The organism is Burkholderia sp. A2, assembly GCF_001729305.1.
GTDB lineage: Bacteria > Pseudomonadota > Gammaproteobacteria > Burkholderiales > Burkholderiaceae > Burkholderia > Burkholderia sola.
The window spans coordinates 12,283-32,621 of record NZ_LZXX01000057.1 but is presented as its reverse complement, the minus strand read 5'-3'; the positions used below and the strand labels follow the sequence as shown (position 1 = coordinate 32,621).

Genomic DNA, 20,339 nt, shown 5'->3' with positions numbered 1-20,339 from the left:
CGGCGCGCCTTCTGCTGTCCCGGTTCCGCGCGGCGGGCGCCGCGCCGGAAACCGCGGATCGATTCCGTTCGCATGCCCCGCGCGCGACCCGACCGGGCCGCGCACCGGCGCGTCAGTGCGACGCCGCGCTCGCGGCCTCGGCCGGATGAGCCTCGTCGTACGCGTGCTTCTGCGAAATCGCGTTGTACAGGATCGTCCCGATCACGAGCAGCACGGCCACGACGATCAGGATGCTCACGTTGCGGACAGGGTTCTTCTTGCGCTGATCGTTCATGGTCGGTGCCGCTCCGTCAAATTCGTCGAAGCGGGCATTCTACGCGCTTGCGCCCGCGCTGCGCCGCCCCGTTCGCCGGTCTCCGCGCCCGGCCTCTCCCTGCTTTCCGCAAGCTTTCGTTTGTTAATCATTCCCATTTCGATTTAGAATCCAGCGTCTTTCAATTTGTAATGTTCCGGGTCGCGCGGGCGGCAGGCGCGCCGCGGAACGCTCCCTCGTCCACCTGCCGCACCGGAGTCTCCATGTCGAATCCGCGCACCCGCCTGCTGCCGCTCGCCGGCGCCCTCGCCCTGACCGCGGCCGCCTTCGCGCCGCTTGCCCAGGCGGCCGAGGAAGTGAGCCTGTACACCACCCGCGAGCCGAAGCTGATCCAGCCGCTCATCGACGCGTTCACGAAGCAGAGCGGCGTCAAGGTCAACACGGTGTTCGTGAAGGACGGCCTGCTCGAGCGCGTGAAAGCGGAAGGCGCGCAGTCGCCGGCCGACGTGCTGATGACGGTCGACGTCGGCAACCTGCTCGACCTCGTCGACGGCGGCGTCACGCAACCGGTGCGCTCGAAGGCGCTCGACGACGCGATTCCCGCGAACCTGCGCGGCACGAACGGCGACTGGTATGCGCTGTCGCTGCGCGACCGCGTGCTGTACGTCGAAAAGGACCTGAAGGTCGATGCGTTCCGCTACGAGGATCTCGCCGATCCGAAATGGAAGGGCAAGGTCTGCATCCGGTCGGGCCAGCATCCGTACAACACGGCGCTCGTCGCGGCGATGATCGCGCACGACGGCGAGGCCGCGACCGAGACATGGCTGCGCGGCGTGAAGGCGAACCTCGCGCGCAAGGCGACGGGCGGCGACCGCGACGTCGCGCGCGACATCCTCGGCGGCATCTGCGACGTCGGCCTCGCGAACGCCTACTACGTCGGCCACATGAAGAATGCCGAAGCCGGCAGCGATGCGCGCAAATGGGGCGACGCGATCAAGGTCGTGCGCCCGACGTTCGCGAATGCGAAGAGCGGCGGCACGCACGTGAACATCAGCGGCGCGACGGTGGCGAAGCACGCGCCGCACAAGGCCAATGCGGTGAAGCTGCTCGAATACCTGGTGTCGCCAGAAGCACAGGCGCTGTATGCGCAGGCGAACTACGAATATCCGGTGCGCGCGAACGTGAAGCTCGACCCGGTGATCGCGAGCTTCGGCACGCTGAAGGTCGACCCGCTGCCGCTGGCGGATATCGCGAAGCATCGCAAGCAGGCGAGCCAGCTGGTCGACAAGGTCGGCTTTGACAACTGACGCATCGCCTGCGGCCCGCGCCTGCCGGGAGCCACGCGGCCCGCGACCGCGCGTGCGGCTGCCCGCGGGCAGCCTGTGGCTGCTCGCGGCGCTGACGATCGCCGCGGCGGTCGCGGCGCCGCTCGTGGTGCTCGTGGCCGCCGCGTTCGACGCCGATCTCGCGCACTGGCGACATCTCGCCGAGTTCGTGCTGCCGCAGGCGCTCGTCAATACGCTGCTGCTGCTCGCCGGGGTCGGCACGATCGTGTCGATCGTCGGCACCGGCTGCGCATGGCTCGTCACCGCGTACGATTTTCCCGGCCGGCGGATCCTGACCTGGGCGCTGCTGCTGCCGCTCGCGGTTCCCACCTACATCGTCGCGTTCGCGTATCTCGACCTGCTGCATCCGATCGGCCCCGTGCAGGGCGCGATCCGCTGGCTGCTCGGCTTCGACAGCCCGCGCCAGTTCCGTCTGCCCGACCTGCGCTCGCTGCCCGGCGCGATCTTCGTCCTCGGCTTCGTGCTGTATCCGTACGTCTATCTGAGCACGCGCGCGATGTTCGTCACGCAATCCGCGAGCCTGCTCGAAGCCGCGCGCACGCTCGGCGCCGGTCGCGTCGCGACGTTCTGGCGCGTCGTCGTGCCGCTCGCCCGGCCGGCGATCGCGGTCGGCGTGAGCCTCGCGCTGCTCGAAACGCTGAACGATATCGGCGCGTCGGAGTTCCTCGGTGTGCAGACGCTGACCGTGTCCGTCTATACGACGTGGATCACGCGCTCCGATCTCGCCGGCGCCGCGCAGATCGCACTCGCGATGCTCGCGATCGTCGTCGGCATGATCGCGCTCGAACGCTACGGGCGCCGCCGCCAGCGCTACGCGCACGGCCGGCGCATGCGGCCGATCGCGCCGCGCCGCCTGACCGGCTCGGCCGCGCTGGGCGCCGCGATGCTCGGCTGGCTGCCCGTCGCGCTCGGCTTCGGCGCGCCGGCCGCGTATCTCGCGGTCGAAACGGCCAAGCGGCTGCACCTCGTCGGCGGCGTGTCCGCGCAACTGATGACGGGGCTCGCGAATACGCTGACGATCGCGACCGCCGCCACCGCCGCGACGCTCGCGTGCGGGCTCGTCGTCGCGTGGGCCGCACGCGCGCAGCGCGACAGCGCCCGTGCGGGCCCTGCCCGGCTGTGCGCGCGGATCGCGAGCCTCGGCTACGCGGTGCCGGGCACCGTGCTCGCGATCGGCCTGCTGATTCCGTTCTCGGCGGCCGACCGGCTGTTCGGCGCGGCGCTCGGCCGCGACGGTCTGCTGCTGATGGGCTCGGCCACCGCACTCGCGATCGCCTATACCGTGCGCTTTCTCGCGATCCCGACCGGCGGCATCGAGGCCGGCCTCGCGCGCATTCCGCCGTCGCTCGAGCAGGCCGCGCGCTCGCTCGGCGAGACGGCCGGCGGCACGCTGCGCCGCGTCCACCTGCCGCTGTTGCGGCCCGCGCTCACGACGAGCGCGCTGCTCGTGTTCGTCGACGCAATGAAGGAGTTGCCGGCCACGCTGCTGCTGCGCCCGTTGAACTTCGACACGCTCGCGACCTGGCTGTATGCGGAAGCCGCGCGCGGCACCTATGAAGAAGGCGCGGTCGCCGCGCTCGCGATCGTGCTGGCCGGGCTCGTGCCCGTGATCCTGCTCGCCCGCACCCGCCACAAGATCGGAGCCTGACACCGTGAACCTGCTCGAACTCGACGACCTCTGCGTCGCCTACGACACGCCGCACGGCCGCCGCACCGTGGTCGACGGCCTGAGCCTCGCGCTGCCGCGCGGCGACATCGGCTGCCTCCTCGGCGCGTCCGGCTGCGGCAAGACCACCGTGCTGCGCGCGATCGCCGGCTTCGAACCGGTGCGCATGGGGCGTATCGTGCTGGACGGCACGCCGGTCGCGGCGCCGTCGCTCGACGTGCCGCCCGAGCGGCGGCGCATCGGCATGATGTTCCAGGATTACGCACTGTTCCCGCACCTGAGCGCGGCCGACAACGTCGCGTTCGGCCTGCGGCGCATGCCGAAGGCCGAACGGCGCCTGCGCGTCGCGGAGATGCTCGACCTCGTCGGCCTCGCCGACGCCGGCGATGCCTATCCGCACGAACTGTCGGGCGGCCAGCAGCAGCGCATCGCGCTCGCACGCGCACTCGCGCCGTCGCCGGAATTGCTGCTGCTCGACGAGCCGTTCTCGAATCTCGACGTCGATACGCGCGAGCGGCTCGCGTTCGAGCTGCGCGACATCCTGAAGCACACGGGCCACACCGCGATCCTCGTCACGCACAACCAGGCGGAAGCGTTCGCGATCGCCGACCGGATCGGCGTGATGAAAGACGGCGAACTCGCGCAATGGGATACGCCGTACGCGCTGCATCATCATCCGGCCAGCCCGTTCGTCGCGGAGTTCGTGCGCCGCGACGCGCTCGCCGACGAACGCGCGCGCGCACTGGCGCGCGGCCGCTGACGTCGCGCCACCGGGGCGCGACGGCGTGAGCGTCAGGCGGGCTCGGCCAGATCGCGCACGGGCAGCGCGGTCGAATACTTGATCTGCTCCATCGCGAACGACGAACTGACGTCGAACAGCGGCACCGTGCGAATCAGTTGCTTGTAGACGCGGTCGTAGTCGTCGATGCCGGCCACGACGACGCGCAGCAGGTAATCGGTCTCGCCGCTCATCCGGTAGACCTCGACGACTTCCGGCATGTCGCGCACCGCCTGCGTGAAGCGCTGCGCCCATTCCTCGGTGTGCTGGTTCGTGCGGATCGCGACGAACACGGTCGTGCCGACCCCGAGCTTGCGCGGATCGCACAGCGCAACCTGCGCGCGAATCGCGCCGGTTTCCTTCAGCCGCTGCACGCGCTTCCAGCACGGCGTCTGCGACAGGTTCACGCGCTGTGCCAGCTCCGCGATCGGCAGCGTGGCATCCACCTGCAGCAGCTCCAGCAGCTTGCGATCGATGGCGTCCATTTCTCCATTCCCTCGTCGATAGAAATTTATTCTATTCATCCTGCCCGACGGGGAACAATATGAAAACTGTCTCGGCGCGTCGACCGGTGTAAATACCGATCCGTCGCGCACTCGCCGCCCCAAAGAAACAGGCGACGCCACCCGCGCGGGTGGAATCGCCTGAAATGGTTGCGTGCCGCGGCTTGCGCGTCGCGCCCGGACCGGCGCTCACACGCCGCCGGCCATCATGCCGCTCAATACGCAGCGGTCGCGATCTCGCGCACGAAGCCGTCCTGCTCGAGCGCATCGACGAACGCGACCGCGTAGTCTTCCGCCGAGATCTTGCTGTTGCCTTGCGCGTCCACGATCAGCTTGCCGACGCCCGTGCGGAACGTGCCCGTGCGCTCGCCCGGCGCGATCAGCGCGGCCGGCGCGAAGAAGGTCCAGTCGAGATCGGCGACCGTCTTCAGGTAGTCGAGCGCATCGCGGTGCGCGAGCGCGTGTGGCTTGTACGCGTCCGGGAAACCTTCGGTGTCGACGAGCTGCTTGCCCGGCGCGACTTCGAGCGAACCGGCGCCGCCCACCACCACGAGCCGCTTCAAACCGGCCTGGCGCGTGCCGGCGACCAGCGCCTTCGCCGCCGCGACGACCTGCGCCGCATCTTCCTGCTTCGGGCCGTACGCGCTCGCGACGACGTCATGGCCCGGCAGCGCGGCCGCGATGCTGGCCGCGTCGAACAGGTCGGCCGCCTTCGCGGTGATGCCGTCGACGGATGCGCGCGGATGGCGCGACAGCGCCGTGACGCGGTGGCCGCGCCGCACGGCTTCCGCCGCGATGCGCGAGCCGATCATGCCGGTGGCGCCGAACAGCGCGATATTCAACGAACGTTGCGTCATATCGATTCTCCAGAGTTGAAAATATGTAACACAAACAATTACACATAAGACCGAAAAAAACGGGGCGAAGCCCCCGTTGCGCCGATCGCCGCGCATGCGCGCCGTCCGGCTTCCTGCCCTGCCTGCCGCCGGGTGACCGCGTCCGGCACCCGCCCTCGGTCACCCGCCGATGCGCGCCGCCTGTTGCGTGCCCTGCTCCCGATCCAGCATGTCGGCCGTCACGTCGACGAGCGTGCGCGTGGCGAGCGACGCCTCCATCGCGCGCTGCGCGTCGCCGATATAGCCGGTCAGCACGCCCTGGATGTGCCGCCCGACGAGACACGCGGGATTCGGCGCCTCGCGGTGCAGCGCGAACAGTTGCGCATCGTCGACCGCACGATACACGTCGAGCAGCGTGATCTCGCCGGGCTCGCGCGCCAGCAGCGCACCGCCGCCCGCGCCGAGCTGCGACGTGGTCAGCCCTGCGGCCGCCAGCATCGACAACAACCGGCGAATCAGCGCCGGATTCGTATTCACGCTGCCCGCGATGATGTCGGACGACAACGGCACGCCTTCCTGCATCGACAGCAAGGCGAGCACGTGAACGGCAAACGCGAACCGGCTGCTGGTATTCATTCGTGACTCACTCGGCGACGCCGGCCCGACCCGCAACCGGCGACATGTGTAACTATCATAATTACATTTTGCGGATCGTGCAAGCCCGCGTCATTCGCCGCTCGCGGGTTTCGTCCCCGCAGCGCCCTGCTGGCTCCACTGCTGGAGTTTCTTGCCGGCTTCGGCGATCTTCGCGCCCGCTTCGGAAGCCGCATGCACGACGACCGCGGACGCCGCCGCGTCGATCTGCGCCTGCGCGGCCGACGCGAGGCCGCTCGCCGACAACGGCGGCACGGCCGACGCCGCGGACGCGATGCCGGCCTTCGCCGCGTTGATCTGTTGATTGACGGTGCTCGCCACCTGGTCGAGCGCCTTGGCCGCATTGTTCGCGGCGTCGGCGGCCGCGCTCGCGGCCGTATCGGATTGCGCGGCCGGCGTGCCGGACTTCTCGCAGCCCGCGAGCAACAGCAGCGCACCGGCGGCCACGGCCGCCAGCACGGACCCGGGCGCGCGACGCGCCCGCGATGTCTTCATGTTCATCAGCAATCTCCGGCCGCGCGTGGCACGACCTCGTGGTTGGACCGGTGTCGATGATACCGCCTGTGGAACAGGCCCAATGACGACCCGCCATTAAAAATGCCTTTCAATTTCGGATTCGTCTGATTCAATCGCACGCGCCACGCCTTTAAAGTGGGCACGCTCCAATCCGCTTCGTACGTGCCCCTTTTTCTCGTCATGGCTTTCCTCGTTGATTGGCTCATCGCCCTGGCCGCGCTGCTCGCGGCCACCCTGTTCCTGTGCCTGCGCGCGCCGTCGACGCGCCGCCTCGCCGAATCCGGGCGGCCGCGCCGCATCGCCTGTGCGCGCCTGCTCACGCAGGCCGTGATCGGTTTCTGGACGGCCGCGCTGATCATCGCGCAAGGCATCCTCGGCGCCGACGGCGACGGCCAGTCGCTCGCCAGCTTCGCCGCGCTCGCGTTCGCCGCGCTCGGGCTGGCGACCGTCGCCGCCTACTGGTCCGCGTGCGCGCTGCGGCTGCGCCGGCCGCCCTCACTGTTCGCGCGCCACTGACGCGCCAGATCGGTGCGCGTCCGCGCCGCCGCGCACCGCCTCACTCATCGTAAGCACCAGTTCGGCACGTATCGCACCACGTACGTGCACCCGGCACCCGCCGCGATCGGTGTCGGTCACGCCCCGATTCCGTGCACGGTTCACCGGAATGCCCCATCCCGCGGTATCCGGGCACCAATTCCACGCAGTCATTCACCACGTTGGCTCGATACTTGCGTTCCTCGCCCGTTTTTTGCGCAAGGAAGCCACGGCATGGATGGTCTGAAATCCGGCGTCGACACACTGTTCCTGTTGATCGGCGCCGTCATGGTGCTCGCGATGCACGCGGGCTTCGCATTTCTCGAGCTCGGCACGGTCCGCAAGAAGAACCAGGTCAACGCGCTCGTGAAGATCCTGGTCGATTTCTCGGTGTCGACGCTCGCGTATTTCCTCATCGGCTACACGATCGCGTATGGCGTCGAATTCTTCGACGACATCGGGACGCTGTCGCAGCACAACGGCTACGCGCTCGTACGCTTCTTCTTCCTGCTGACGTTCGCGGCGGCGATCCCGGCGATCGTGTCCGGCGGCATCGCCGAGCGTGCGAAGTTCAATCCGCAGCTCGTCGCGACGCTGATCATCGTCGGCTTCATCTATCCGTTTTTCGAAGGGATCGCGTGGAACGAGCGCTTCGGCGTGCAGGCCTGGCTCACGCACGCGTTCGGCGCGCCGTTCCACGACTTCGCGGGCTCCGTCGTCGTCCATGCGTTCGGCGGCTGGGTCGCGCTGCCGGCCGTGCTGCTGCTCGGCGCGCGCCACGGCCGCTATGCGAAGGACGGCCGGATCGCCGCGCACCCGCCGTCGAACATCCCGTTCCTCGCGCTCGGCGCGTGGGTGCTCGCGGTCGGCTGGTTCGGCTTCAACGTGATGAGCGCGCAGACGCTCGACAAGATCAGCGGCCTCGTCGCGGTGAACTCGCTGATGGCGATGGTCGGCGGCACGCTGGCCGCGTGGATGGCCGGCCGCAACGACCCGGGCTTCACCTACAACGGGCCGCTCGCGGGCCTCGTCGCGGTATGCGCGGGCTCCGACGTGATGCACCCGATCGGCGCGCTCGTCACGGGCGCCGCGGCCGGTGCGCTGTTCGTCGCGATGTTCACCTGCGTGCAGAACCGGTGGCGCATCGACGACGTGCTCGGCGTCTGGCCGCTGCACGGGATGTGCGGCGCGCTCGGCGGCCTCGCGGCCGGCGTGTTCGGGCTGCCCGCGCTCGGCGGTCTCGGCGGCGTGTCGTTCCTATCGCAGCTCGTCGGCACGCTCGGCGGCATCGCGATCGCAACCGCGGGCGGCACGCTCGTCTACGGCGCGCTGAAGGCGACCGTCGGCCTGCGCCTCGATCGCGAAGCCGAATTCGACGGTGCGGACCTGTCGATCCACCGCATCTCGGCCACGCCCGAGCGCGACTGAACGCAAACGCTTGCGACCGGCGTCCGTCAGCTCACCTGACGGACGCCCGATGCGTCATGACGTTTTCGATTCAAAAAACTTTCATCTAGCGTCCTTACACTTCGGTCCAGTTTTCAATCCGCCTTCACGAAGCTTGCCGCTCACCTGCTTCGCGAAGGCCATGCTTCCAACAACCGAAACTGGACTCCACATGCCCGCGTTGCCCAATGCTTCCCGTCGTCAGGCCCTGAAGATCCTCGCCGGCGCACCGATGCTTCCCCTTTCCGGCCTCGCGCTGCCGGCCCTGCTGACGGGTTGCGGCGGCGACGATCCCGCGTCGACGCCGGCGCCGGTCGCCGCTGCCTATACGTCGGCGGCGTTCTCGGCGATGGCCGCGCCGACGCTCGACAACGCGGCCGCGATGGCCACGACGACGGTCGGCTCGACGCTGGCGGTGTCGTTCTCGGACGGCTCGTCGCGCAACTTCAAGCTCGCGTACAAGCCGTTCTTCGTGACGGGTGACATGGTGCCGGACGGCAACGGCGGCACGACGCTCGCGGGCGGCTACTACGACATCAACAACCAGCCGATCATCGATCGCTCGGTCGCCGGCAAGGAACGCCAGTTCTATTCCGACTGCCCGGACGGCAGCTCGCTGCTGACGCTGAAGAACGCGAACGTGCCCGGCGTGAAGGGCAACGCGGTGTTCGCGGTCGTGCAGTTCGAATACACGACGCGCGACCAGGCGAGCGCGTCGCAGTACGGCCAGTTGCCGTCGCCGATCGCGGTGATCACGCTCGACCAGGACCCGGCCACCGGTGCGCTGAAGGTCGTGAAGTACCACAACGTCGACACGTCGAAGGCGCACGGCCTGTGGATCACCTGCGGCGCGAGCCTGTCGCCGTGGGGCACGCACCTGTCGAGCGAGGAATACGAGCCGGACGCGACGAAGGCCGCGACCGACGCGCAGTTCAAGGCGTTCAGCAAGAACACGTTCGGCGACGAGACGAAGGCGAACCCCTACCACTACGGCCACCTGCCCGAGATCACCGTGAATCCGGACGGCACCGGCACCGTGAAGAAGCACTACTGCCTCGGCCGCATCTCGCACGAGCTGATCCAGGTGATGCCGGACCAGCGCACGGTGATGATGGGCGACGACGCCACCAACGGCGGCCTGTTCATGTTCGTCGCCGACAAGGCGGCCGACCTGTCGGCCGGCACGCTGTACGTCGCGAAGTGGACGCAGACGTCGTCCGCCGGCGCGGGCACCGCGACGCTCACGTGGATCCGGATCGGCCACGCGACCAGCAGCGAGATCGAAGCGCTCGCGAACACGCTGAAGGCGTCGGACATCATGGACCTCGCGACCGTCGACCCGAACGATGCGAGCTACACGAAGATCCATTTCGGCGGCAAGTTCAACTGGATGCGCGTGAAGCCGGGGATGGAAAAGGCGGCCGCCTTCCTCGAGACGCACCGCTACGCGGCGCTGCTCGGCGGCAGCATGGCGTTCACGAAGCTCGAAGGCACGACCGTGAACGCGAAGGACAAGATCGTCTACACGGCGATGTCGCGGATCGAAACGTCGATGGTCAAGGGCAACGCGGTGTCGCGCGACGTCGCGGTCGACAAGAAGATCGCCGCGGGCGCGGTCTATGCGCTGAACCTGAAGGCCGGCCAGCGCGACACGACGGGCGCCGCGATCGACAGCGAATGGGTGCCGGTCGACATGGGCGCGCCGGCCGCGCTGGTCGGCGAGGATCTCGCCGCGGCCGACGCGCTCGGCAACCTCGCGAACCCGGACAAGATCGCGAACCCGGACAATCTGAAGTTCTCCGAAAAGCTGCGCACGCTGTTCATCGGCGAAGACTCGGGCATGCACGTGAACAACTTCCTGTGGGCCTACAACGTCGACACGAAGTCGCTCTCGCGCGTGCTGTCGTGCCCGGCCGGCGCCGAATCGACGGGCCTGCACGCGGTCGACGAGATCAACGGCTGGACGTACATCATGAGCAACTTCCAGCACGTGGGCGACTGGGAATCGCCGCTGCACGACAAGGTCAAGCCGACGCTCGATCCGCTCGTGCGCGCGAACTACAAGGATCGCTTCGGCGCCAGCGTCGGCTACCTGACGGCCGAGCAGACCAGCATCAAGCTCGCGAAAGGCTGATCCGCCGCGCACGAGGGGGCGTGGCTCGTCAGCCGGGCACGCCCGACCGGGCCCCTTTCTTCATCATCGTTCATTCGTCGGCGCTCCACGCCGTTTCACGCGCGATGCCCACTGCGGGCGTCGCGCTTTTTTTTGCGTGCGGAGATCGTGCGGGCGGCGCAGATCGCGCGTGCGAGGAGGCGCGAAACCGCCCAGGACGGGGCGTTTGCGGCGATCGGGGGATAATACGGGCCTGACGCGTCCGGGCGGACGGTCGGAAGGACAGGCAAAAAAAAGCGCCACGGAGACCGTGGCGCTAAAAAAGTTCTAGCCATTCCGAGGGCCGTGCTAGAACCTGAGAGACTGCGCGAAACATCGTTGCCGGTTAAACTCTTGAAACGATGTTTCGAAAACGTGAGACATTCTTTCCGTTTCCGCCCGACAAGTCAAGCGGTATTTGCACCGGTTCATGCACTTTCCGGCAATGCTCCTTTGAGCGTTTTCCTAATAAACCAAGGGTGAACCCGTAAAATCTCATCCAATGACCGGTTCGCCCGCGGAACATGCATCCTTTGACAATAGTCCTACAATACCAACAAAATTGAAATCGAGTTTCGGAATTAGAGAGAATCCCTCGTGTCGACAACTGTAACCTCTCCCGCGTCGCGGGACCGTGAATCGTCGCCCGACGAGATCACCGCCCTCGCCCGCGGTCTCGCCGTGCTGCGCCGCATCGCGGCTGCCGACGCCCCCGTCAGCAACCGCGAACTGACCGAATTGACCGGCATCCCGAAGCCGACCGTCTCGCGCATCACCGCGACGCTCGTCAGCGCCGGCTTCCTGTTCCAGTTGCCCGACAGCGAGCGCTTCGTGCTGACCGCGTCGGTGCTCGAACTGAGCCACGGCTTCCTGCGCAACTTCGACATCCGCGCGCGTTCGCGGCCATTCATGATCGAGCTGGCCGAGCGCACGTCGCTGTCCGTGCACCTCGCGGTGCGCGACCGGCTCGACATGGTCGCGATCGACGTGATCCGCCCGCGCTCGGCCGTGCTCGTCACGCGCCTCGAAATCGGCTCGCGGATGGACATCGCGCGTACGGCCGTGGGCCGCGCGTATCTCGCCGCGCTCGAGGACGACGAGCGCCGCCAGTTGCTCGAGTCGCTGCGCACCACGGCCGGCGACGACTGGCCGCACGTATCCGCCCGCCTGACGCCCGCGCTCGACGAAGCGATGCGCGACGGCCACGCGATCGCGATCGGCGAATGGCGCGAAGGCCTGAATGCGGTCGCGGCCGGTTTCGTCGGCCCGTCGGGCCAGCGCTATTCGGTGAATTGCGGCGGCGCGTCGCACCAGTGTCCGCCCGAATGGCTGCAGCAACACGTGGTGCCCGCGCTGCAGGAATGCATCGCGAAAATCACCCGCGAAATCGGCGGCGCGCCGGCCCGGCGCATCGGCCTGTAACCGTTGCGTCATTGCGCCGTCGCGTTGTGTAACGACCGTAACCCGTTGAAAGATAGACCGCTGGACTGTAACGGGGACGGCACGTAGGATCATGCCCATCGTCGCGCCGCATTCGCGGTGCGCACCGCTCTTTTCCCGCGCGGATCGGCGGGGCCCCGGACCGAGCCGGGCCGCCCCGTCCCGTCACCCGCACGCCCACGCGCAGCCTGCAGTCCGATTTCCGGCCCGCCGCGCCGTCTTCCTGACAGAACACGATGGATAACGAACAAAAGCCCACGCCCCCTTCGAAAGACCCCGCGCCCGCCGTCGCCCGGCGCCCGCGCCGCACGCTGCTGATCGGCACCGTCGCGGTCGTCGTGATCGGCGGCCTGTTGTGGTGGCACCCGTGGAACCGTACGCCCGCGGCAGGCAGCACGGCGAAAGGCGCGGGCGCCAGCGCCGCCGCGGGTAGCCATCGCGGCCGCGGCGGCCCCGCCGCGATGGCGAACGTTCCGCAGCCCGTGCAGGTCGCGACCGCGACGCAGGGCGAGATGCCGATCGTGCTGTCCGCGCTCGGCACCGTCACGCCGCTCGCGAACGTGACGGTGAAGACGCAGCTGTCGGGCTACCTGCAGTCGGTGTCGTTCCGGGAAGGCCAGATCGTCAAGAAGGGCGACGTGCTCGCGCAGATCGACCCGCGCCCGTACCAGGTCGCGCTCGAGAACGCCGAAGGCACGCATGCGCGCGACGCGGCGCTGCTCGCGACCGCCCGCCTCGACCTGAAGCGCTACCAGACGCTGCTGTCGCAGGACTCGATCGCGTCGCAAACCGTCGATACGCAGGCGTCGCTCGTCAAGCAGTACGAAGGCGCGGTGAAGACCGACCAGGCCGCGATCGATTCCGCGAAACTCAATCTCACGTATGCGCGCATCACGGCGCCGGTCTCGGGCCGCGTCGGCCTGCGCCAGGTCGACCCCGGCAACTACGTGACGCCGGGCGACACCAACGGCATCGTCGTGATCACGCAGTTGCAGCCGATGAGCGTGATCTTCACGACGTCGGAAGACAACCTGCCGCAGATCCTCAAGCAGGTGAACGCGGGCCAGAAGCTGTCGGTCACGGCCTACAACCGCAACAACACGGTGCCGCTCGAGACGGGCGCGCTCGCGACGCTCGACAACCAGATCGACACGAGCACCGGCACGGTCAAGCTGCGCGCGAATTTCGACAACAAGGAGGGCATGCTGTTCCCGAATCAGTTCGTGAACACGCGGCTGCTCGTCGACGTGATACGCAACGCGACGATCGTGCCGACCTCCGCCGTGCTGACAGGCTCGATCGGCCAGTTCGTCTATGTCGTGAAACCCGACAACACGGTGACGGTGCGCAAGGTCACGATCGGGCCGGTCGACGGCGAACGCACGAGCATCGTCAGCGGCGTCGCGCTCGGCGAACGCGTGGTGACCGACGGCTCGGACCGCCTGCGCGAAGGCTCGAAGATCTCGATTCCGGCCGACAAGCCGAAAGGCGCGTCGGGCGCGCACGGCGCCGGCGCGGCGTCGGGCGCATCGGATGCGGCCGCCCGTCACGGCGGGCGCAAGCACGGCGCGTCGCAGGCCGCGGCCCCCGCGGCCCAGTAACGCGCGGGCCGCTCGATGAATCCATCCCGCCTCTTCATTCTCCGGCCGGTCGGCACCGCCCTCCTGATGGCGGCGATCATGCTGGCCGGTCTCGTCGCGCTGCGCTTCCTGCCGCTCGCCGCGCTGCCCGAGGTCGACTATCCGACCATCCAGGTTCAGACCTTCTACCCGGGCGCGAGCCCGGAGGTGATGACGTCGTCGGTCACCGCGCCGCTCGAACGCCAGTTCGGGCAGATGCCGTCGCTGAACCAGATGTCGTCGCAAAGCTCGGCCGGGGCGTCGGTGATCACGCTGCAGTTCTCGCTCGATCTGCCGCTCGACATCGCCGAGCAGGAAGTGCAGGCCGCGATCAACGCGGCCGGAAACCTGCTGCCGTCCGACCTGCCGGCCCCGCCGATCTACGCGAAGGTGAACCCGGCCGACGCGCCGGTGCTGACGCTCGCGGTCAAGTCAAAGACGCTGCCGCTCACGCAGGTGCAGGACCTGGCCGACACGCGCCTCGCGATGAAGATCTCGCAGATCGCCGGCGTCGGGCTCGTCAGCCTGTCGGGCGGCAACCGTCCGGCCGTGCGGATCCAGGCGAACCCGACCGCGCTCGCGCAGTACGGGATGAACCTCGACGATCTGCGCACGACGATCTCGAACCTGAACGTCAACACGCCGAAGGGCAACTTCGACGGCCCGACGCGCGCTTACACGATCAACGCGAACGACCAGTTGACGAGCGCCGACCAGTACAACAGCGCGGTCGTCGCGTACAAGAACGGCCGGCCGGTGATGCTGACCGACGTCGCGACGGTCGTCGCCGGCTCGGAGAACACCAAGCTCGGCGCGTGGGTGAATGCGGATCCGGCGATCATCCTGAACGTGCAGCGCCAGCCGGGCGCGAACGTGATCGCGACCGTCGACGCGATCAAGGCGCAGTTGCCGAAGCTGCAGGAGACGCTGCCGGCCGCGCTCGACGTCGAGATCGTCACCGACCGCACGACGATGATCCGCGCGGCCGTGCGCGACGTGCAGTTCGAGCTGCTGCTCGCGGTCGCGCTCGTCGTGCTGGTGATGTACCTGTTCCTCGCGAACGTCTACGCGACGATCATCCCGAGCCTGTCGGTGCCGCTGTCGCTGATCGGCACGCTCGCGGTGATGTACATGGCCGGCTTCTCGCTGAACAACCTGTCGCTGATGGCGCTCACGATCGCGACCGGCTTCGTCGTCGACGACGCGATCGTGATGATCGAGAACATCGCGCGCTACGTCGAGGAAGGCGAGACGGGGCTCGAGGCCGCGCTGAAGGGCTCGCGGCAGATCGGCTTCACGATCATCTCGCTGACGGTGTCGCTGATCGCGGTGCTGATCCCGCTGCTGTTCATGGGCGACGTGGTCGGGCGCCTCTTCCACGAATTCGCGATCACGCTCGCGGTGACGATCGTGATCTCGGCGATCGTGTCGCTCACGCTCGTGCCGATGCTGTGCGCGAAGCTGCTGCGCCATTCGCCGCCGCCGGAGAGCCACCGCTTCGAGGCGCGCGTGCACCGCGCGATCGACTGGGTGATCGCGCGCTACGCGGTCGCGCTCGAATGGGTGCTGAACCGCCAGCGCTCGACGCTCGTCGTCGCGCTGCTGACGCTCGGGCTGACCGCCCTGCTCTACGTGTACGTGCCGAAGGGCTTCTTCCCCGCGCAGGACACCGGCGTGATCCAGGCGATCACGCAGGCGCCGCAGTCGATCTCGTACGGCGCGATGGCCGAACGCCAGCAGGCGCTCGCGGCCGAGATCCTGAAGGACCCGAACATCGACAGCCTCACGTCGTTCATCGGCGTGGACGGCAGCAACATCACGCTGAACAGCGGCCGGATGCTGATCAACCTGAAGGCACGCGACGATCGCAAGGAAACCGCCGCGCAGATCATCCGCGACCTGCAGCGGCGCGTCGCGAACATCACCGGCATTTCGCTGTTCATGCAGCCGGTGCAGGATCTGACGATCGACTCGACGGTCAGCCCGACACAGTATCAGTTCATGCTGACGAGCCCGAACTCGGAAGAATTCGCGACCTGGGTGCCGAAGCTCGTCGCGCGGCTGCAGCAGGAGTCGTCGCTCGCCGACGTCGCGACCGACCTGCAGAGCAACGGCCAGTCGGTGTACATCGAGATCGACCGCGCGAGCGCCGCGCGCTTCGGCATCACGCCGGCGACCGTCGACAACGCGCTGTACGACGCGTTCGGCCAGCGCATCGTGTCGACGATCTTCACGCAGTCGAACCAGTACCGTGTGATTCTCGAGTCGGAGCCGAAGGAGCAGCACTACGCGCAATCGCTGAACGATATCTACCTGCCGTCGGCCGGCGGCGGCCAGGTGCCGCTGTCGTCGATCGCGTCGTTCCACGAGCGGCCGTCGCCGCTGCTGGTCGCGCACCTGTCGCAGTTCCCGTCGACGACGATCTCGTTCAACCTCGCGCCGGGCGCGTCGCTCGGCGAAGCCGTCAAGGCGATCGAGGCCGCCGAGAAGGACATCGGCCTGCCCGGCTCGTTCCAGACGCGCTTCCAGGGCGCGGCGCTCGCGTTCCAGGCGTCGCTGTCGAACCAGCTGTTCCTGATCCTCGCGGCGGTCGTCACGATGTACATCGTGCTCGGCGTGCTGTACGAGAGCTACATCCACCCGATCACGATCCTGTCGACGCTGCCGTCGGCCGGCGTCGGCGCGCTGCTCGCGCTGATGATCACCGGGCACGACCTCGACATCATCGGGATCATCGGCATCGTGCTGCTGATCGGCATCGTGAAGAAGAACGCGATCATGATGATCGACTTCGCGCTCGAGGCCGAACGCGTCGAAGGCAAGCCGCCGCGCGAGGCGATCTACCAGGCGTGCCTGCTGCGCTTCCGGCCGATCCTGATGACGACGCTTGCCGCGCTGCTCGGCGCGGTGCCGCTGATCGTCGGCTCCGGTGCGGGCTCCGAGTTGCGCCAGCCGCTCGGGATCGCGATCGCCGGCGGCCTGATCGTGTCGCAGGTGCTGACGCTGTTTACGACGCCCGTGATCTACCTCGGCTTCGACTCGCTCGCGCGCCGCGTGCGCGGCTGGTTCGAACGGCACGGCCCGCAAGCCGGCACGCGCACGGATGCGTAAATGAAACGACCCCCACGCTCACTTCGTTCGCGTGGGGGGGCGCAGCCCCCCCATCTCCCGAAAACGCATCCGTCGGAACACGCGGCGGCCCAGCGAGTGCCGACATGAACCTGTCGCGCCCCTTCATCACCCGCCCCGTCGCGACGACGCTGCTGGCGCTCGGCGTCGCGCTCGCGGGCCTGTTCGCGTTCATCAAGCTGCCGGTGTCGCCGCTGCCGCAGGTCGACTTCCCGACGATCTCGGTGCAGGCGTCGCTGCCGGGCGCGAGCCCCGAAACGGTCGCGACCAGCGTGACGAGCCCGCTGGAGCGGCACCTCGGCTCGATCGCGGACGTCTCCGAAATGACGTCGACGAGTACGGTCGGTAATGCGCGGATCATCCTGCAGTTCGGCCTGAACCGCGACATCGACGGCGCCGCGCGCGACGTGCAGGCCGCGATCAACGCGGCGCGCGCCGACCTGCCCGCCGCGCTGAAGAGCAACCCGACCTACCGCAAGGTCAACCCGGCCGATTCGCCGATCATGGTCGTCGCGCTGACCTCGGAAACGGCGTCGCCGGCGAAGGTGTACGACGCCGCGTCGACGGTGCTGCAGCAGTCGCTGTCGCAGATCGACGGGATCGGCCAGGTCACCGTGAGCGGCTCCGCGAACCCGGCCGTGCGCGTCGAGCTCGAACCGCAGTCGCTGTTCCACTACGGGATCGGCCTCGAGGACGTGCGCGCGGCGCTGGCCTCCGCGAACGCCAACGCGCCGAAAGGCGCGATCGAGTTCGGCCCGCAGCGCTTCCAGCTCTATACGAACGACCAGGCGTCCCAGGCGTCGCAATACCGCGACCTCGTCGTCGCGTACCGCAACGGCTCGGCCGTGCGGCTGTCCGACCTGTCCGACGTCGTCGATTCGGTCGAGGACCTGCGCAACCTCGGTTTGTCGAACGGCAAGCGCGCGGTGCTCGTGATCCTCTACCGCTCGCCCGGCGCGAACATCATCGAGACGCTCGACCGCGTGCGCGCGGCGCTGCCGCAGCTCACCGCGTCGCTGCCGGCCGACATCACGGTCACGCCGGTGCTCGACCGCTCGACCACCATCCGCGCGTCGCTGAAGGACACCGAGCACACGCTGCTGATCGCGATCAGCCTCGTCGTGATGGTCGTGTTCCTGTTCCTGCGCAACTGGCGCGCGACGCTGATCCCGAGCGTCGCGGTGCCGATCTCGATCGTCGGCACGTTCGGCGCGATGTACCTGCTCGGCTTCTCGATCGACAACCTGTCGCTGATGGCGCTGATCGTCGCGACCGGCTTCGTCGTCGACGACGCGATCGTCGTGCTCGAGAACATCTCGCGGCACATCGAGAACGGCAAGCCGCGGATGCAGGCGGCGTTCGACGGCGCGCGCGAAGTCGGCTTCACGGTGCTGTCGATGAGCATCTCGCTCGTCGCGGTGTTCCTGCCGATCCTGCTGATGGGCGGGATCGTCGGGCGCCTGTTCCGCGAGTTCGCGCTGACGCTGTCGCTCGCGATCGCCGTGTCGCTCGCGGTGTCGCTCACGCTCACGCCGATGATGTGCGCGCGTCTGCTGCCGGAAAAACACGATCCGCACGGCGAGGGCCGCTTCGGGCGCTTCCTCGAACGCGGCTTCGCGCGCATGCAGCGCGGCTACGAGCGCTCGCTGTCGTGGGCGCTGCGCCGGCCGCTGTTGATCCTGCTGACGCTGTTCGCGACGATCGGGCTGAACGTCTACCTGTACGTCGTCGTGCCGAAGGGTTTCTTCCCGCAGCAGGACACCGGGCTGATGATCGGCGGCATCCAGGCCGACCAGTCGACGTCGTTCCAGGCGATGAAGCTGAAGTTCTCCGAGATGATGCGGATCGTGCAGGGCAACCCGAACGTGAAGAGCGTCGCGGGCTTCACCGGCGGCACGCAGACCAACTCCGGCTTCATGTTCGTCACGCTGAAGGACCGCACCGAGCGCAAGCTGTCGGCCGACCAGGTGATCCAGCAGTTGCGCCCGCGGCTGGCGGACGTGGCGGGCGCGCGCACGTTCCTGCAGGCGGCGCAGGACATCCGCGTCGGCGGCCGGCAGAGCAACGCGCAGTACCAGTTCACGCTGCTCGGCGATTCGAGCGCCGACCTTTACAAGTGGGGGCCGATCCTGACCGAGGCGCTGCAGAAGCGCCCCGAGCTGACCGACGTGAACTCCGACCAGCAGCAAGGCGGCCTCGAGGCGATGGTGACGATCGACCGCGCGACGGCCGCGCGGTTCGGCATCAAGCCCGCGCAGATCGACAACACGCTGTACGACGCGTTCGGCCAGCGCCAGGTCTCGACGATCTACAACCCGCTGAACCAGTACCACGTCGTGATGGAAGTCGCGCCGAAATACTGGCAGAGCCCGGAAATGCTGAACCAGGTGTGGATCAGCACGTCGGGCGGCAGCGCGAACGGCTCGCAGACCACCAACGCGGCCGCCGGCACCTTCGTCGCGACCTCGGCCGGCACGTCGAGCGCCGGCACGGCCGCGCAGAGCGCCGCGGCGATCGCGTCCGACTCCGCGCGCAACCAGGCGCTCAACGCGATCGCGGCGAGCGGCAAGTCGAGCGCGTCGTCGGGCGCGTCGGTGTCGACGTCGAAGTCGACGATGATCCCGCTGTCGGCGATCGCGACGTTCGGGCCGAGCACGACGCCGCTGTCGGTCAACCACCAGGGGCTGTTCGTCGCGACGACGATCTCGTTCAACCTGCCGCCGGGCGTGTCGCTGTCGCAGGCGACGCAGATCATCTATCAGACGATGGCGCAGATCGGCGTCCCCCCGACGATCGTCGGCAGCTTCCAGGGCACCGCGCAGGCGTTCCAGCAGTCGATGAACGATCAGCCGATCCTGATCCTCGCCGCGCTGCTGGCCGTCTACATCGTGCTCGGGATCCTGTACGAGAGCTACATCCACCCGATCACGATCCTGTCGACGCTGCCGTCGGCCGGCGTCGGCGCGCTGCTCGCGCTGCTGCTGTTCAAGACCGAGTTCAGCATCATCGCGCTGATCGGCGTGATCCTGCTGATCGGCATCGTGAAGAAGAACGCGATCATGATGGTCGACTTCGCGATCGACCAGACGCGCAACAACGGGAAGTCGTCGTTCGATGCGATCCACGAGGCGTGCCTGCTGCGCTTCCGCCCGATCATGATGACGACGATGGCGGCGCTGCTCGGCGCGCTGCCGCTCGCGTTCGGCAGCGGCGACGGCGCCGAGCTGCGCGCGCCGCTCGGGATCGCGATCGCCGGCGGCCTGATCGGGTCGCAGGTGCTGACGCTCTATACGACGCCCGTCGTCTACCTGTACATGGACCGGTTCCGCGTCTGGGGCGAGAAGCGCCGCAACCGCCGCGGCAATGCCGGCGGGCCGGCGGTCGCCGGCGAGTGACGAAAGCGGCTGCCCTTCGGGCAGCCGTCTTTTGCGCTTGATTGACGGGCTTGATTGACGGGCTCGATTGAC

Annotated in this window: 15 protein-coding genes; 10 read left to right on the top strand and 5 right to left on the bottom strand. The window is 68.1% G+C overall.

Annotated elements, in window-relative coordinates; all coding sequences use genetic code 11:
* Positions 1–112: 112 nt before the first annotated feature.
* Positions 113–274 carry a hypothetical protein gene (locus A9Z05_RS35875; RefSeq protein ID WP_006476417.1) on the bottom strand — a complete coding sequence of 54 codons (162 nt, stop codon included), beginning with the start codon at positions 272–274 and terminating at the stop codon, positions 113–115.
* 242 nt (positions 275–516) lie between these two features.
* Between A9Z05_RS35875 and A9Z05_RS04450 the strand changes: the two genes are divergently transcribed.
* The 3 genes from A9Z05_RS04450 to A9Z05_RS04440 are packed head-to-tail and all read left to right on the top strand — an operon-like array spanning position 517 to position 4,025.
* Entirely contained in the window at positions 517–1,560 is a 1,044-nt protein-coding gene (locus tag A9Z05_RS04450) for a Fe(3+) ABC transporter substrate-binding protein (RefSeq protein WP_069617045.1), read from the top strand.
* Entirely contained in the window at positions 1,550–3,247 is a 1,698-nt protein-coding gene (locus A9Z05_RS04445) for an iron ABC transporter permease (protein WP_069617044.1), read from the top strand. Before A9Z05_RS04450 ends, A9Z05_RS04445 begins: the two co-directional genes overlap by 11 nt.
* Positions 3,248–3,251: 4 nt before the next feature.
* Entirely contained in the window at positions 3,252–4,025 is a 774-nt protein-coding gene (locus A9Z05_RS04440) for an ABC transporter ATP-binding protein (RefSeq protein WP_069617043.1), read from the top strand.
* Positions 4,026–4,057: 32 nt separating this feature from the next.
* On the opposite strand, the gene A9Z05_RS04435 is transcribed toward A9Z05_RS04440, so the two are convergent.
* The 4 genes from A9Z05_RS04435 to A9Z05_RS04420 all read right to left on the bottom strand — a co-directional run bounded on the left by A9Z05_RS04435 (position 4,058) and on the right by A9Z05_RS04420 (position 6,537).
* Positions 4,058–4,528 (bottom strand): Lrp/AsnC family transcriptional regulator, encoded by a 471-nt coding sequence (locus tag A9Z05_RS04435; protein WP_069617042.1) that lies wholly within the window; start codon positions 4,526–4,528, stop codon positions 4,058–4,060.
* 233 nt (positions 4,529–4,761) lie between these two features.
* Positions 4,762–5,403 carry an NAD(P)-dependent oxidoreductase gene (locus A9Z05_RS04430; protein WP_069617041.1) on the bottom strand — a complete coding sequence of 214 codons (642 nt, stop codon included), beginning with the start codon at positions 5,401–5,403 and terminating at the stop codon, positions 4,762–4,764.
* Positions 5,404–5,562: 159 nt separating this feature from the next.
* Positions 5,563–6,018, bottom strand: a complete 456-nt coding sequence (locus A9Z05_RS04425; RefSeq protein WP_069617040.1) for an Rrf2 family transcriptional regulator — start codon at positions 6,016–6,018, stop codon at positions 5,563–5,565.
* Between the two features lie 90 nt (positions 6,019–6,108).
* Entirely contained in the window at positions 6,109–6,537 is a 429-nt protein-coding gene (locus A9Z05_RS04420) for a hypothetical protein (protein ID WP_069617039.1), read from the bottom strand.
* A gap of 195 nt (positions 6,538–6,732) precedes the next feature.
* On the opposite strand from A9Z05_RS04420, the gene A9Z05_RS04415 reads away from it, so the two are divergent.
* From A9Z05_RS04415 to A9Z05_RS04385, 7 genes are all read left to right on the top strand, one after another.
* Positions 6,733–7,068 (top strand): hypothetical protein, encoded by a 336-nt coding sequence (locus tag A9Z05_RS04415; RefSeq protein WP_069617038.1) that lies wholly within the window; start codon positions 6,733–6,735, stop codon positions 7,066–7,068.
* A 252-nt stretch (positions 7,069–7,320) separates the two neighbouring features.
* The gene (locus A9Z05_RS04410) at positions 7,321–8,514 is read left to right on the top strand and encodes an ammonium transporter (protein WP_069617037.1); all 1,194 of its coding nucleotides are present in this window, start codon (positions 7,321–7,323) and stop codon (positions 8,512–8,514) included.
* 190 nt (positions 8,515–8,704) lie between these two features.
* Positions 8,705–10,666, top strand: coding sequence for a PhoX family phosphatase (locus A9Z05_RS04405; RefSeq protein WP_069617036.1), 1,962 nt, complete (start codon positions 8,705–8,707; stop codon positions 10,664–10,666).
* Positions 10,667–11,281: 615 nt separating this feature from the next.
* Entirely contained in the window at positions 11,282–12,106 is an 825-nt protein-coding gene (locus A9Z05_RS04400) for an IclR family transcriptional regulator (RefSeq protein ID WP_069617035.1), read from the top strand.
* Positions 12,107–12,360: 254 nt separating this feature from the next.
* Complete coding sequence (locus A9Z05_RS04395) at positions 12,361–13,725, top strand: MdtA/MuxA family multidrug efflux RND transporter periplasmic adaptor subunit (RefSeq protein ID WP_069617034.1); 1,365 nt, start codon at positions 12,361–12,363, stop codon at positions 13,723–13,725.
* 15 nt (positions 13,726–13,740) lie between these two features.
* Complete coding sequence (locus A9Z05_RS04390; RefSeq protein ID WP_069617033.1) at positions 13,741–16,854, top strand: MdtB/MuxB family multidrug efflux RND transporter permease subunit; 3,114 nt, start codon at positions 13,741–13,743, stop codon at positions 16,852–16,854.
* Between the two features lie 104 nt (positions 16,855–16,958).
* Complete coding sequence (locus tag A9Z05_RS04385) at positions 16,959–20,267, top strand: efflux RND transporter permease subunit (RefSeq protein ID WP_069617032.1); 3,309 nt, start codon at positions 16,959–16,961, stop codon at positions 20,265–20,267.
* Positions 20,268–20,339: the final 72 nt, after the last annotated feature.